The sequence below is a fragment of the Streptomyces sp. NBC_01016 genome (assembly GCF_026341035.1).
Lineage (GTDB): Bacteria > Actinomycetota > Actinomycetes > Streptomycetales > Streptomycetaceae > Streptomyces.
The window spans coordinates 2197719-2211582 of sequence record NZ_JAPEOQ010000001.1 but is presented as its reverse complement, the minus strand read 5'-3'; the positions used below and the strand labels follow the sequence as shown (position 1 = coordinate 2211582).

The window sequence follows — 13864 nt, the reverse complement described above, 5'->3', positions numbered from 1 at the left end:
AGTGCTACGTCACTTCCCAAGTCGGGCGGCGGGCGCGGGTGGTTGCCCGGGCAGCCAGAAGGTGGCGCACATCACAGCGACTGCCATCCCTCCGAGGAGGAAGAGGTACGAGCCGAGTCCTGCGCCGAACAAAAAGTCGCCCTCGGGGCGGCTCGCGGTGAGCAGGATCACCGCAAGCACCCAGCCGGCCGCGGGCGCGACCGCCCCCGCGCGACCTCCCGCGAGGCGCGCCCCTCCGAGGAACAGGCCGGCCGCCGCGACGAGCGCGAGCAGCAACCCGCCCGGGAACCAGCCCCCTTGGACGAGCGCCCCGCCGACCGCGACGACCGCGCCGAGGACGAAAAGGACAAGCAGGGCGGCCGTCCGTCCGGGTCCGAACCCGCCGAAGCCGAAGGGCAGGTCGACGCTCTGCGCCGCCGCCCCGCCGGGAGTCGCCCCGCGGGGAGCCGCCTTGCCGGGAGCCGCCTTGCCGCTGGACGCCGCGGCCCGCCCGCTCTTGTCGCCGCTCATCGTTCGGTCACTTCCTCAAGACCCTCGAACAGGTCCTTCTCGTACGGCGATCCGGGCTCGCCCCGCACCAACTCGTAGTACTCGATGTCGAACAGCGGCTGCGCGAGCCCGTTGGACAGCGCGAAGACGGCGCCCGCCTCCGGCACGTCGACCTGGGTGGCGTGCGCGCGCATCGCGGCCGCCTTCCGCTCCGCGTACGGCCGGCCGTCGATCGCCGCGGTGATCCGCTCGTCGTCGACGACTCCGGGCACGTCGTCCACCACGGCGGCGACGTCGAAGGGTGTGGCGTCGAGCACGTCCGTGAGCCACCGGAACCGCTCCTCGACGACCGAGCGCGGCACGCGGTTCCAGTAGACCTTCGCGATCGCGTGCGGCTCCCCGAGGTCGCGCCGGAAGGCGGTCTCGGCGGCGAGCTCCGCGGCGCGCATCGCGACGCGGTGGGCCTGGATGTGGTCGGGGTGCCCGTAGCCCCCGTCGGGGTCGTACGTGATCAGGACCTGCGGGCGGGTCTCGCGGATCACGGCGACGAGGTGGGCCGCGGCCTCGTCGAGATCCGTGGACCAGAAGGCGCCCTCCCGCTCGTTCTGCGGGGCGCCCATCATTCCGGAGTCGCGGAACCGGCCGGGGCCGCCGAGGAAGCGGTGGTCGGTGACGCCGAGCTCCTTCATGGCGGCGGCCAACTCGCCGATCCGGTGCGGGCCGAGAATGTCCTCCCGGTCCGGTGCGAGATGCGCCAGTTCGTCCGGAATGACCTCGCCCTCTTCGCCGAGGGTGCAGGTCACCAGCGTGACCTGGGCGCCTTCGGCGGCGTACTTGGCCATGGTGGCGCCATTGTTGATCGACTCGTCGTCGGGGTGCGCATGCACGAGGAGCAGGCGCCTACCTGGCATTTCCGTCATGCCCACAGCCTAGAACGCCCCACCGACACGGCTGGAACTTGATGCCGCCGCCCCTTAGAACTTGATGCCGCCGACCATGTCCGCCACGTTCGTCGTCAGCTCGCTGATCGTCGGAGCGATGGACGAACTCGCCAGGTAGAAACCCAGGAGCACACACACCACCGCGTGCCCCGCTTTCAATCCCGACTTCTTGATCAGGATGAAGACAATGATCGCGAACAGCACCACGGCCGAGATCGAGAGTGCCACAGCGGTCCTCCTCCAAAGTGATCCGGTCGCCGACGGACTCGTACCCACACAGTGCTAACGATCATAACTATCCGTACCCGCGCACGAGTCGCGATCGGGGAGCACCCGATGCGACCGGGAGCGCACGGGGGCGCGCGGACGTCATCTCTCCCCAGGGCCCTCCTGGCGGATCCTGCTGGAGTCGCGGGCCCTGGTGCGCACATCTGCGGCGTTGTCGTCGGTTGCCAACGCTCCGCGTTGACGCCCTCCTCCGCCTTGCAGCTGCACGCACCAGACCCCGCTTGTCAGCACCGAATCTTCACGGCCACCCGAACCCAGCCGGATCCGCCAGGAGGGCCCTAGGCTGCCTGGATGACCATCGAGACCTTCCCCCGTCAGCACGCGCGTACTCAGCGCTTCACGTTGGGGGCGCCGCGCGCCTTCACCGTGGCGCCGGACGGCGAGCGCGTCGCCTTTCTGCGTTCCTCCTCGGGTACCGATCGGGCGAACGCGCTGTGGGTGCTTGACGTGGTGAGTGGTCAGGAACGGGTGGTCGCCGACCCTGTGGCCCTGCTCGGCGGGGCGGCGGAGAACCTGTCGGCCGAGGAGCGGGCCCGGCGCGAGCGCAGCCGCGAGGGTGGCGCGGGCATCGTGGGCTACGCGACGGACGCCACCGCCGAGTTGGCCGCGTTCGCCCTGTCGGGGCGCCTGTTCACGGCCGAGCTGCGGGTCGGCACCGCGCGGGAACTGCGCGTGCCGGGGCCGGTGTTGGACCCGCGACCGTCCCCCGACGGGCGGCACATCGCGTACGTCGCCCGGGGCGCGCTGCGCGTCGTCGGCGCGGAGGGCGAGGACGACCGGGCGCTCGCGGAGCCGGAGTCGGGGACCGTGACGTACGGGCTCGCGGAGTTCGCCGCGGCCGAGGAGATGTCCCGGTACCGCGGCCACTGGTGGTCGCCCGATTCGGACCGCCTGCTCGTGGCCCGCGCCGACGACGCGGACGTACGGCGCTGGTGGATCGCCGACCCCGCGCACCCGGACCGGGAGCCGGCCCGCGTCGCCTACCCCCGCGCCGGGACGCCCAACGCCGACGTGCGCCTCTTCGCGTACGACCTCGAAGGCAACCGCACCGAGGTGACCTGGGACCGCAAGGCGTACCCGTACCTGGCCCGTGTGCACTGGTCGGCGGACGGCGCCCCGCTGCTCCTGGTCCAGGCCCGCGACCAGCGCAGCGCGCTCTACCTCGCGGTGAACACGGACGACGGCTCGACGCGGATGGTGCACGCCGACGAGGACGACGCGTGGCTCGAGCTGCTGCCCGGTGTGCCGTGCTGGTCGCCGAGCGGACAGCTCGTGCGGATCGCCGACGAGGGCGGCGCGCGGGTCCTCGCGGTGGGCGAGCGACCGCTGACCGGGCCCCAGCTGCACGTCCGCGCGGTGCTCGACGTGGGCGAGAACGACGTGCTCGTCTCCGCATCCGCCGGGGTCGACGCCGAGTCGCCCGAGACCGGCGAGGTGCACGTCTACCGGGTCAACGAGCTGGGGATGCAGCGCGTCTCCGCGGAGCCCGGCGCGCACTCCGCGGTCCGCTCCGGGGACGGCGCCGTCACCGTCCTCGTCTCGTCGACACCGGACTCACCCGGCGCACGGGCGCGCGTGGAGCGCGAGGGGAAGCACGTCACCGACATCACCTCGCACGCCGACCGCCCGCTGCTCACCCCGCGCGTGACACTCACGGAGGCCGCGGGCATCCCGTGCGCCGTTCTCCTGCCCTCCTCTTACGAGGAGGGGGACGGTCCGCTGCCGGTCCTCATGGATCCGTACGGCGGCCCGCACGGGCAGCGCGTCGTGGCCGCCCACAACCCGCATCTGACCTCGCAGTGGTTCGCCGACCAGGGCTTCGCGGTGATCGTCGCGGACGGCCGGGGCACGCCCGGTGTCTCGCCGGGCCGCGAGAAGTCGATCCACGGCGACTTCACGCTCACCCTCGACGACCAGGTCACTGCGCTGCACGCGCTGGCAGACCGGTTCCCGCTCGACCTCTCCAAGGTCGCGATGCGCGGCTGGAGTTACGGCGGCTACCTGGCGGCGCTCGCCGTGCTGCGCCGCCCCGACGTCTTCCACGCGGGCATCGCGGGCGCCCCGGTCACGGACTGGCGGCTGTACGACACGCACTACACGGAGCGCTACCTGGGCGACCCGGCCACCTCCCCGGAGACGTACGCGAAGAGCTCCCTGGTGACCGACGACGGGCTCACGGAGGCCGCCGAGCAGCACCGTCCGATGCTCATCGTGCACGGGCTCGCGGACGACAACGTGGTCGTGGCGCACGCCCTGCGGCTGTCCTCCGCGCTGCTCGCGGACGGCCGCCCGCACGAGGTGCTCCCGCTGTCCGGCGTGACCCACATGACGCCCCAGGAGCAGGTCGCCGAGAATCTGCTGCTGCTCCAGGTCGACTTCCTGAAGCGGTCGTTGGGGCTGTAGCGCACGGCAACCGGGCCGGAGCGCAATGCGCTCCGGCCCGGCTCACGGCACCCGCACGGCCGTACAACAGACACTCTGGCCCGGTCACATATCGGCACCGCGTCGACCGGATTGCCTGCGTGTAAAGACCCGTCAGGCAGCTGTTCCGTCGGCACGACTACTCCGTCGGCACGACCTGCTTCTCTTCGGCGAAGTGGCAGGCCGACGGGTGGCTCGCCGGGGTGTCGCCGCCCCGGAAGACCTCCGGCACGGCGAGCAGCGGCACCTCGTCCGTGCACTTCTGCTGCGCCTTCCAGCAGCGCGTACGGAACCGGCAGCCGGACGGCGGGTTGGCCGGCGAGGGCACGTCACCGGAGATGATGATCCGCTCCCGGCCCTCGCGCGCCTCCGGGTCGGGCACCGGCACCGCGGAGAGCAGCGCCTGCGTATAGGGGTGCGTCGGGTGGTCGTAGATCTCGGCGTCCGAACCGATCTCGACGATGCGGCCGAGGTACATCACGCCCACCCGGTCGGAGATGTGCCGGACGATCGACAGGTCGTGCGCGATGAAGACGTAGCTCAGGTCGAACTCGTTCTGGAGCCGGTCCATCAGGTTGATGACCTGCGCCTGGACCGACACGTCGAGCGCGGACACCGGCTCGTCCGCGACGATGATCTCGGGTCGCAGCGCCAGACCGCGCGCGATGCCGATGCGCTGACGCTGGCCGCCCGAGAACTGGTGCGGGTACCGGTTGATGTACTCCGGGTTGAGCCCGACGACGTCGAGGAGGTCCTGGACCTTCTTCCTGCGGTCGCCCTTCGGTGCCACCTCGGGATGGATCTCGTACGGCTCCCCGATGATGTCGCCGACCGTCATCCGGGGGTTGAGCGAGGTGTACGGGTCCTGGAAGACCATCTGGATGTTGCGGCGGACCGCCTTCAGGGCGCGGCCGGACAGCGTGGTGATGTCCTCGCCCTTGTACGTGATGACGCCGGCGGTCGGCCGTTCCAGGTTCACCAGCATCTTCGCGACCGTGGACTTGCCGCAGCCGGATTCGCCGACGATGCCGAGCGTCTCGCCCTGCCCGAGGTCGAAGTCCACCCCGTCGACGGCTTTCACCGAGCCGACCTGCTTCTGGACGAGGACGCCCCGGGTGAGCGGGTAGTGCTTGGTCAGGCCGCGCACCTGGAGGAGGGGTTCGTGCCCCGAGACCGAGCCGTTCTCCGCGTAGTCGTTCTCGGCCTGCGCCTTGTGGAGGAGGTGCTCGGCGATCCGGCCCTCGCGCTTCAGGTCGTCCTTGCTCACGTGCTTACCGTGTTGCGGCATCGAGGGTCTCCTTCCAGAAGTGGCAGGCGCTGCGGCGTTCTTCGGAGACCCGGGCGAGCGGCGGTACGTCCGTGCGGCACACGTCCCGGGCCATCGGGCAGCGGGGGTTGAAGGCGCAGCCGGGCGGGATGTTCATCAGGTTCGGCGGGAGCCCCTTGATGGCGAAGAGCTCCTGGCCCTTCTGGTCGAGGCGCGGGATCGACTCGAGGAGGCCCTTGGTGTATGGGTGGGCGGGCGCCTTGTAGATCTCGTGCACCGGCGCCTGCTCGACGATCCGGCCCGCGTACATCACGGCGATCTTGTCGGCGACGTCGGCGACGACACCGAGGTCGTGGGTGATGAGGATGAGCCCCATGTTGAGCTCGCGCTGCAACTCGGCGAGGAGGTCCATGACCTGGGCCTGCACGGTGACGTCGAGGGCGGTCGTCGGCTCGTCCGCGATGATCAGGGAGGGTTCGAGGGCGAGCGCCATCGCGATCATGATGCGTTGTCGCATGCCGCCGGAGAACTGGTGCGGGTACTGGCTCACCCGCTCCTTCGCCGCCGGGATGCGCACCCGGTCCATCAGCTCGACGGCCCTGGCCCGCGCGTCCTTCTTCGACATCCCCTTGTGGACGATGAACATCTCGCCGAGCTGCTCCCCCACCGTGAGCACGGGGTTCAGCGAGGAGAGCGCGTCCTGGAAGATCATCGCCATCTCGGCGCCACGGATCTTCCGCCGCTCCTCTGCTTTGAGGTTCAGCAGATCCTTGCCCTTGAAGAGGATCTCGCCGCCGGCGATCCGGCCCGGCGGCATGTCGAGGATGCCCATGACGGCCTGCGCGGTGACGGACTTGCCGGAGCCGGACTCCCCGAGCACGGCGAGCGTCTCGCCCTCGTCGACGGTGTAGTTGACGCCGTTGACCGCCTTGGCGACTCCGTCGCGCGTACGGAACTCGACGTGCAGATCGCGTACTTCGAGCAAGGGCATGGGCGCTACCTCAGCTTGGGGTCGAGGGCGTCGCGCACCGCGTCGCCGAGCATGATGAACGCGAGCACCGTGAGGGCCAGCGCTCCCGCCGGGTACAGCAGCATGTGCGGGGCGTTGCGGATGTACGGGGCGGCGTTGGAGATGTCGATGCCCCAGGAGACCGCCGGTGGCTTGAGGCCGACGCCGAGGAACGAGAGCGTCGCCTCAAGGGCGATGTACGTGCCAAGCGCGATGGTCGCGACGACGATCACCGGGGCGATGGCGTTCGGCAGGATGTGGCGCAGCAGGATGCGGGAGTTGGAGGCGCCGAGCGTGCGCGCGGCGTGCACGTAGTCGTTCTCCTTGACCGTGATGACGGAGCCGCGCGCGATGCGGGAGATCTGCGGCCAGCCGAGCAGCACGATGAATCCGACCACCGGCCACACCGTCGTCGACGTCACGACCGACAGCAGGACGAGGCCGCCGAGGATGACCGGGATGCCGAAGAAGACGTCGGCGACGCGGGACAGCAGGGCGTCCGCCCACCGTCCGAAGAAGCCGGCGAGCGCGCCCAGGATCCCGCCGAGCAGCGCGACGCCCGCCGTGGCGCACACGCCGACGGTGATCGAGGCCCGGGCCCCGTGGACCGTGCGCGTATAGACGTCGCAGCCCTGCGCGTCGTAGCCGAAGGGGTGCCCCGAGGTGGCGGTGTCCTGGCCGTGGGCGAGGTCGCAGTCGTTGGGGTCGCCACTCGCGAGGAGCTGCGGCCAGATCGCGACGATCACCAGGAACAGGATGATCAGCGCCGAGACGATGAAGACGGGGTTGCGGCGCAGCGAGCGCCAGGCGTCCGACCACAGTGAGCGCGCGGGCCCCTCGGCGCCGCCGCCCTCGGGCGCGTTGGGCGTGAGCTGGGCCTCGACGGTGACCGGGGTGACGGGCTCAGGCATAGCGGATCCTCGGGTCAAGGACGGCGTAGAGCAGGTCGACGATGAGGTTGGCGAGCAGGAAGACGATCACCAGGACGGTCACGAAGCCGACCACGGTCGGCGAGGACTGGTGCAGGATGCCCTGGTAGAGCTGGTAGCCGACGCCGCGGATGTTGAAGATCCGCTCGGTCACGATCGCCCCGCCCATCAGCGCGCCGATGTCCGTACCGATGAAGGTGACCACCGGGATCAGCGAGTTGCGCAGCAGGTGCCGCCAGATGATGCGGCGCCGGGGCAGGCCCTTGGCGACGGCGGTGCGGACGTAGTCGGAGCGGGCGTTCTCGGCGACGGACGTGCGGGTCAGGCGGGTGACGTACGCCAGCGACACCGAGGCGAGGACGAGGCCCGGCAGGATCAGCTCGGCCAGCGGAGCCTCGTACGCCACCGAGGGCTTGACGATCCCCCACTGCATGCCGAACAGGAGCTGGGCGACGAGCCCGGTCACGAACGTCGGCACGGAGATCACGACCAGGGTCAGGACGAGGACGCCCGTGTCGATGGGCTTGCCGCGGCGCAGGCCCGTGATGACGCCGAGGCCGATGCCGATGACGATCTCGAAGACGATCGCCACGAACGTCAGCTTGATGGTCACGGGGTAGGCGCGCAGCATCAGGTCGGCGACGGAGTCCCCGTTGAAGGCGGTGCCGAAGTCGCCCTGGAAGATGTTGCCGAGGTAGATCAGGTACTGCTGCACCAGCGGCTTGTCGAGGTTGAACTGCTCGCGCAGCGCCGCCTGGGTGGCCGGGTCGCAGGCCTTGTCGCCGCAGAGCGCCGCGGTCGGGTCGCCCATGACGTTGACCATGAGGAAGATCAGCAGCGTGGTGCCGATGAACACCGGGATCATCTGCAGCAGCCGACGGATCACATAGCGCCCCACGGCACCTCCCTCGGGTCCACGGATCTGCTTACGGACTCAGTCATCGACGGTCATCTCCTCGAAGACCGGCACGCTGAAGGGGTTGAGCTTCACGTCGTGCACGCGGGTGCCGTAGACGGCGGTGCCGTTCTGGTACCAGAGCGGGATCGCGGGCAGCTGCTCGGCGAGGATCCGCTCGGAGTCCTGGAAGTCCTTGATCGCGCTCTTCGGGTCCGGGTCCGCGTTGGCCTTGTTGATCAGCGCGTCGAACTCCTTGTCGCTCCACTTGCCGTCGTTGCTGGGAGCGCCTGTGGTGTAGACGGGCTGCAGGAAGTTCTGGATCAGCGGGTAATCCATCTGCCACCCGCTCCTGAACGGGCCACTGAACTTCCCGCTCTGGATCTGCGTACGGAAGTCGGCGAAGGTGCCCACCGGGTTGCCGACGCAGGCCTTCGAGTTGCCCATGACCCGGTTGACGCTGTTGCAGATGGCGTCGATCCACTGCTTGTGGTTGCCGGTGTCGGCGTTGTAGCTGAGGACGAGCTTGCCGCCGGGGAAGCCGCCGCCCTCGTCGATCAGCTGCTTGGCCTTCTTGGGGTTGTACTCGCAGCGGTCGCCGCAGATGTCGGGGTTGTAGCCGCCCTCGTCGCGGAGCACCGGGGACGTCCAGTCCTTGGCCGGGATCCGGGTCTTCTGGAAGATCTTGTCGGTGATCTGCTCGCGGTTGATGGCGAGCGAGATGCCACGGCGGACCTTGAGGGCGTCGGCGGTGTCCCACTCCTTGTCGTACATGGGGAACATCAGCGTCTGGATGATGCCGGCCGGGGTGTTGATGTACCGGTTGTCGATGTCCTTGTGGAGGTTGCTGAGCTGCTCGGCGGGCACGGCGTCGGTCACGTCGAGCTGGCCGGCCACGACATCGGTGTACGCGGTGTTGTCGTCGGTGTAGACGAGCAGGTCGACGCCTTTGTTGCGCGGCTTGGTGCCGTTGTACTGATCATTGAGCCGCAGCTTCATGCGGCCGCCGCGCTCGTAGTCCGTCACCGCGTACGGGCCGTTGCCGAACGGCTTCTCCAGCCACTCGTCGTGGTCGGTGAAGAACTTCTTCGGCAGCGGGGAGAAGGCGGCGTACCCGAGCATGTCGGGGAAGAGCGAGAACTTCTGGTTGAGCTTGATGGTGAAGTGCAGATCGTCGACGATCTTGAGCCCCGACAGCTTCTTCGCGGTGGGCTTCCCCTTGTCCGGGTGGAGCTTGTCGTACCCGTCGATGTAGCCGAAGAAATCGGCGCCGATCTGGGCGTTCGGCAGGTAGGCGGCGTAGTTCCACGCGTCCACGAAGGACTGCGAGGTGACCTTCGTGCCGTCCGCGAACTTCCAGCCGTCCTTCAGCGTGACCTTGAAGTTCTGCGCGTCGTCGCTGCTGATCGACTTGGCGACGGCGTACTCGGGCTCGGCGGTCTCGGGGTTGTAGATCTTGAGCCCCCGGAAGATCATGTCGAGGACCTTGCCGCCGTTGACCTCGTTGGTGTTCGCGGGCTCGAGCGGGTTCTGCGGGTCACCCCACTTGGCCCGCACGACACCCGACTCGGTGGCCGTGGCCCCGCAGGACGCCAGCCAGGGCACGGCCAGCACCAGGGCGGCGGCCAGGGCGCCGGTACGCAGGCCGAGGCGCATCAGGGTCCTCCAGGGGGCGGTGCGGGGGCGGGCCTTGGGGCCATTGGACCTGCGGTGACCGGGCGCCGCTCGCTGGGTCACCCGAACGAGGTGAGTCGCGGGCGCGGGGGCGACGGAGCGGGTGGCGCGGCTACCGTGGACACATGGACTACGCCAAGATGCGCGCGATCGCCGAGGAGCTGGCCGAGTACGCGGAGCACCTTGAGGGTTCCTGGAGCGTCGAGATCAGCTCCTCCGGTCCGATACTGGCGATGATGAGCCCCTCGAAGCGCCATGAGGGGACGATCCGGCGCATCCGCAACCAGCTCAACACACAGCTTCCGGCCACCCACCCCGGCTACGTCTGCGAGAACGGCCCGGAGATCGAACACCCGGCCCTCGGCAGAATGCGGCGCCCCGACGCGGTCGTGCTCCCCGAAGGCTCACTTGACGAGGAAGGCCTCGCGGTCGACGCCTCGCAGGTGCTGGCGGCCATCGAGATCGTCTCCCCGTCCAACCCCGACAACGACTACCGCGACAAGCTCGCCGACTACCCGGCGATGGGCATCGAGCACTACCTGATCGTCGACCCGCGCACGGGCACCATCGAGGTCCACTCCGACCCCGCGAACAGCCGCTACCTCTCGAAGGAGCCGTACATCTACGGCGACACGGTCCCCTTCGGCCCCTGGACCGTGGACACCGCGGACTTCCGCCGCTACGGGAAGGCGGGGGATCGGGACGGGTGCTGAGCGCGGGCACTGTGTACACATAGCGAGACACTCACGTCCGGATATCGAACCTGTCGCCCCAAGTGGCACCCATAAGCGCCCTTTTGGCCCCCGGGTACTGTCAAGGTCCCGCCACCGGCATGCCTACTCGGAGCAAAGTCCGGACCAAAGATTCAAAGACGGGATCAAGACCTCAAGAATTCGTTGACCGTACATCCGGGCCTTGAAAAGGTCCCGCTGAGCGCACGGGTCGCCCGTGCCCATGTGGACCCCTCAGGGCCTGGAGCACCATGACGACCCCAACTCCTCACGCCACCGCCTCCCTTGAGGTCGTGGAGGACGACGCGCCGCAGGCGCCGAAGCCGCCGCCCACGCGCGGCGACGAGAGCCTCTCCCCCGGCAAGCTCGCCTGGCGGCGCTTCAGGCGGGACCGCACCGGCGTGGTGTCGGCCTACATCGTCGCCTTCTTCGTCCTGATCGCGATCCTGGCGCCCCTCATAGCCAAGCTCTACGGCAAGGACCCGTACACCACGTACGGAATGAACCAGGGCGGCCTGCTCAACGACTTCGGGTACCCGGTCAAGGCCAACGGCGGGATCAGCAGCGACTTCTGGCTCGGCGTCGAGCCGCAGCTCGGCCGGGACGTCTTCACGTTCCTGCTCTACGGCATCCGCAACTCGCTGTTCATCGCGGGCATCGCGACGATCCTGACCACCGTGCTCGGCATCGTCGTCGGCGTGAGCGCGGGCTACCTCGGCGGCAAGACCGACTACTTCGTCGGCTGGGTCATCGACATCCTGCTCGCCTTCCCGCAGACCCTGTTCTTCATCGCGTTCTGGCCCGTCGTCCTGTCGATCTTCGTGTCGCCGACCGACAGCACTCCGGTCTGGCTCACCGTCCTGAGCCTGATCCTGGTGATGACCGCCTTCGGCTGGTCGTCGGTCGCGCGACTGCTCAGAGGCGAGGTATTCGCCCTGCGCGAGCGGGAGTTCGTCGAGGCGGCGAAGGTCACCGGTGCCTCCCCCGCGCGGATCATCTTCAAGGAACTGCTGCCCAACCTGTGGACGCCGATCCTGATCCAGGCGACCCTCGCGCTCCCGATGTACGTCACCACCGAGGCCGGTCTCGCCTTCATGGGCGTCGGCCTCACCAACCCCACGCCCGACTGGGGCGTGATGCTCCAGAACGGCGCCAAGACGTACCAGGCCGACATCACCTTCATGCTCGTCCCGGGCCTGACGATGGTCATCTTCGTCCTCGCGTTCAATCTGCTCGGCGACTCGGTCCGGGACGCGATGGACCCCAAGACCAAACGCTGAGGCTCCCCCCACTCAGGTTCCACCCCACTTCATGCGGGTCAGGGCGACGGGGCCCGGCCGGCAAGCTCACTCCCCAACCAGCACCAGGGCAGGAAGCCATGTCCCTTTCGCGGAGAAACTTCGTCATCGGCACGTCCGTCGCCATCGGCGCCGGCTCGCTCCTGACGGCATGCAGCAGTGGCAACGCCGGCGGTGGCGGCAAGGGCGGCGCGGGCGGCGCCACCCAGTACACGGGCGCCAAGGTGGAGGTCGGCACGGCCGACGACTCCAAGGGCCCGGCGCCCGAGGTCAAGGGCGCGCGCAAGGGCGGCACGATCTACGGGTACTCCCCCGACGACTTCTCGCACCTGGACCCGCAGCGCATCTACTACGCGTTCAACTCGACGCTCGCGCTGCTCTACGCGCGGTGCCTGACGGGCTACAAGGTCGACTCGGCCGGGCACCAGAAGCTCGTCGGCGACCTCGCCACCGACGCGGGCACCGCCTCCGACGGCAACAAGACGTGGACGTTCACGCTCAAGGACGGCCTCAAGTGGGACGACGGCAGCGAGCTGACCGTCGACGACGTGCGGCACGGCTTCGAGCGCGGCTGGGCCCCGTTCATCACCGAGGGCGCCACCTTCGCGCAGATAGCCCTGACCGGCGAGGACGCCAAGTGGCGTGACCAGTACGAGGGTCCGTACAAGGGCAAGCACCTGGACGCGATCGTCACGGACAAGAAGCAGAAGACGATCACCTTCCACCTCAAGGAAGCGCGTCCGGACTTCAACTTCACCCTTGCGATGCACACCTACGCCGCGACGCCGGTGAAGCTGGACACCAAGGAGAAGTACGACAAGAACCCGGTCTCCTGCGGCCCGTACAAGATCAAGGCGCACACCACCGACAAGTCGATGACCCTCGTGCGCAACAAGCACTGGGACCCGGCGACGGACTCGATCCGCAACGGCTACCCGGACGGCTTCGAGTTCACCTTCGGCGTCGAGGGCCTGGACTCCACGGACCGCCTCATCGCGGACCAGGGCAACGACAAGTACGCCGTCTCGATCTACAAGGGCATCCCGGCCGAGCGGATGCAGAAGATCCTCACCACGCCCGAGCTCAAGCAGCGCACCTTCAACGGCCTGCTGACCGGCAGCTACTACTACGCCATCAACTGCAAGCGCGTCACCGACCTCGCGGTGCGCCAGGCCCTCAACATCGCCTGGCCGCTGGAGCAGATCCGCAAGATCTACGGCGGCGCCTCGGCCGGCGACTACGCGAGCAGCATCCTCAGCCCGGACATCATCGGGTACGAGAAGTACGACCTCTACGGCAAGCTCAAGAAGCCCGCGGGCGACCCGAAGCGCGCCAAGGAGCTGCTGAAGAAGGCCGGCAAGCTCGGCACGAAGATCGTCTACGCGTACGAGCAGGACCCGGTCTACGACAAGACCAAGGTCGTCATCGAGAACGCGCTGACCGAGGCCGGCTTCAAGCCCGTCATGAAGCCGATCGACTCCACGACGTACTACGACCAGGTCCAGCAGGTCGACAACAACTACGACGTGATGTGGTTCGGCTGGTCCCCGGACTGGCCGACCGCCTTCACCATGATGCAGCCGCTGTTCGACAGTGCCTCCATCGGCAACGGCATGAACAACGTCTCGCAGGTCAAGGTGGACTGGATCGACGAGACCATCAAGAAGAACGAGTTGATCAGCGACCAGGAGAAGGCCGGCAAGGCCTGGTCCGCGCTCGACCGGCGGATCATGAAGGAGGTCGCGCCGATCATCCCCGAGACCTTCCAGCGCCGCTGGTACATCAGCGGCTCCAAGGTCGGCGGCGCGATGTTCGACCCGAACTTCTCCGCCACGCTGCTCTACAAGACCTTTGTGAAGGCCTGACGAGCACCCCTTCCGGCGGGGGCGTCGCACCCCCGGGGCGCCCCCGCCGCTCCTCCT

Annotated in this window: 12 protein-coding genes; 4 read left to right on the top strand and 8 right to left on the bottom strand. The window is 68.7% G+C overall.

Annotation, left to right across the window (positions count from 1 at the left end):
• Nucleotides 1-9: 9 nt before the first annotated feature.
• The 3 genes from OG746_RS10425 to OG746_RS10415 are packed head-to-tail and all read right to left on the bottom strand — an operon-like array spanning nucleotide 10 to nucleotide 1658.
• Nucleotides 10-510 (bottom strand): DUF6113 family protein, encoded by a 501-nt coding sequence (locus tag OG746_RS10425; protein ID WP_266713738.1) that lies wholly within the window; start codon nucleotides 508-510, stop codon nucleotides 10-12.
• The gene (mshB, locus tag OG746_RS10420) at nucleotides 507-1409 is read right to left on the bottom strand and encodes an N-acetyl-1-D-myo-inositol-2-amino-2-deoxy-alpha-D-glucopyranoside deacetylase (RefSeq protein WP_266713736.1); all 903 of its coding nucleotides are present in this window, start codon (nucleotides 1407-1409) and stop codon (nucleotides 507-509) included. The genes OG746_RS10425 and mshB overlap by 4 nt, the downstream gene beginning before the upstream one ends.
• A gap of 54 nt (nucleotides 1410-1463) precedes the next feature.
• The gene (locus tag OG746_RS10415) at nucleotides 1464-1658 is read right to left on the bottom strand and encodes a hypothetical protein (RefSeq protein ID WP_266713734.1); all 195 of its coding nucleotides are present in this window, start codon (nucleotides 1656-1658) and stop codon (nucleotides 1464-1466) included.
• A gap of 351 nt (nucleotides 1659-2009) precedes the next feature.
• On the opposite strand from OG746_RS10415, the gene OG746_RS10410 reads away from it, so the two are divergent.
• On the top strand, nucleotides 2010-4121 hold the full coding sequence (locus OG746_RS10410; RefSeq protein WP_266713732.1) for a S9 family peptidase: 2112 nt from the start codon (nucleotides 2010-2012) through the stop codon (nucleotides 4119-4121).
• Between the two features lie 157 nt (nucleotides 4122-4278).
• Here OG746_RS10410 and OG746_RS10405 read toward each other — a convergent pair whose 3' ends face one another.
• Genes OG746_RS10405 through OG746_RS10385 form a run of 5 tightly spaced genes read right to left on the bottom strand, consistent with a single transcriptional unit; the run spans nucleotide 4279 to nucleotide 9895 of the window.
• Nucleotides 4279-5427: an ABC transporter ATP-binding protein gene (locus tag OG746_RS10405; RefSeq protein ID WP_266713730.1), complete on the bottom strand. Its 1149-nt coding sequence runs from the start codon at nucleotides 5425-5427 to the stop codon at nucleotides 4279-4281.
• Nucleotides 5411-6397, bottom strand: coding sequence for an ABC transporter ATP-binding protein (locus tag OG746_RS10400; RefSeq protein WP_266713728.1), 987 nt, complete (start codon nucleotides 6395-6397; stop codon nucleotides 5411-5413). The genes OG746_RS10405 and OG746_RS10400 overlap by 17 nt, the downstream gene beginning before the upstream one ends.
• A gap of 5 nt (nucleotides 6398-6402) precedes the next feature.
• On the bottom strand, nucleotides 6403-7326 hold the full coding sequence (locus OG746_RS10395) for an ABC transporter permease (protein ID WP_266713726.1): 924 nt from the start codon (nucleotides 7324-7326) through the stop codon (nucleotides 6403-6405).
• Nucleotides 7319-8242 (bottom strand): ABC transporter permease, encoded by a 924-nt coding sequence (locus OG746_RS10390; protein ID WP_266713724.1) that lies wholly within the window; start codon nucleotides 8240-8242, stop codon nucleotides 7319-7321. Before OG746_RS10390 ends, OG746_RS10395 begins: the two co-directional genes overlap by 8 nt.
• Before the next feature lie 36 nt (nucleotides 8243-8278).
• Nucleotides 8279-9895: a peptide ABC transporter substrate-binding protein gene (locus OG746_RS10385; protein WP_266713722.1), complete on the bottom strand. Its 1617-nt coding sequence runs from the start codon at nucleotides 9893-9895 to the stop codon at nucleotides 8279-8281.
• A gap of 143 nt (nucleotides 9896-10038) precedes the next feature.
• Between OG746_RS10385 and OG746_RS10380 the strand changes: the two genes are divergently transcribed.
• The 3 genes from OG746_RS10380 (at nucleotide 10039) to OG746_RS10370 (ending at nucleotide 13807) form a co-directional block, all read left to right on the top strand.
• A complete protein-coding gene (locus OG746_RS10380; protein ID WP_266713720.1) occupies nucleotides 10039-10626 on the top strand; it encodes a Uma2 family endonuclease in 588 nt (195 codons plus the stop codon).
• Nucleotides 10627-10895: 269 nt separating this feature from the next.
• Nucleotides 10896-11924, top strand: coding sequence for an ABC transporter permease (locus OG746_RS10375; protein WP_266713718.1), 1029 nt, complete (start codon nucleotides 10896-10898; stop codon nucleotides 11922-11924).
• A gap of 98 nt (nucleotides 11925-12022) precedes the next feature.
• The gene (locus tag OG746_RS10370) at nucleotides 12023-13807 is read left to right on the top strand and encodes an ABC transporter substrate-binding protein (RefSeq protein WP_266713716.1); all 1785 of its coding nucleotides are present in this window, start codon (nucleotides 12023-12025) and stop codon (nucleotides 13805-13807) included.
• Nucleotides 13808-13864: the final 57 nt, after the last annotated feature.

Coding starts and splice junctions, on each gene's coding strand:
- OG746_RS10425 (WP_266713738.1), bottom strand. CDS start 510: ATGAGCGGCGACAAGAGCGGGCGGGCCGCGGCGTCCAGCGGCAAGGCG.
- mshB (WP_266713736.1), bottom strand. CDS start 1,409: ATGACGGAAATGCCAGGTAGGCGCCTGCTCCTCGTGCATGCGCACCCC.
- OG746_RS10410 (WP_266713732.1), top strand. CDS start 2,010: ATGACCATCGAGACCTTCCCCCGTCAGCACGCGCGTACTCAGCGCTTC.
- OG746_RS10405 (WP_266713730.1), bottom strand. CDS start 5,427: ATGCCGCAACACGGTAAGCACGTGAGCAAGGACGACCTGAAGCGCGAG.
- OG746_RS10400 (WP_266713728.1), bottom strand. CDS start 6,397: ATGCCCTTGCTCGAAGTACGCGATCTGCACGTCGAGTTCCGTACGCGC.
- OG746_RS10395 (WP_266713726.1), bottom strand. CDS start 7,326: ATGCCTGAGCCCGTCACCCCGGTCACCGTCGAGGCCCAGCTCACGCCC.
- OG746_RS10385 (WP_266713722.1), bottom strand. CDS start 9,895: ATGCGCCTCGGCCTGCGTACCGGCGCCCTGGCCGCCGCCCTGGTGCTG.
- OG746_RS10380 (WP_266713720.1), top strand. CDS start 10,039: ATGGACTACGCCAAGATGCGCGCGATCGCCGAGGAGCTGGCCGAGTAC.
- OG746_RS10375 (WP_266713718.1), top strand. CDS start 10,896: ATGACGACCCCAACTCCTCACGCCACCGCCTCCCTTGAGGTCGTGGAG.
- OG746_RS10370 (WP_266713716.1), top strand. CDS start 12,023: ATGTCCCTTTCGCGGAGAAACTTCGTCATCGGCACGTCCGTCGCCATC.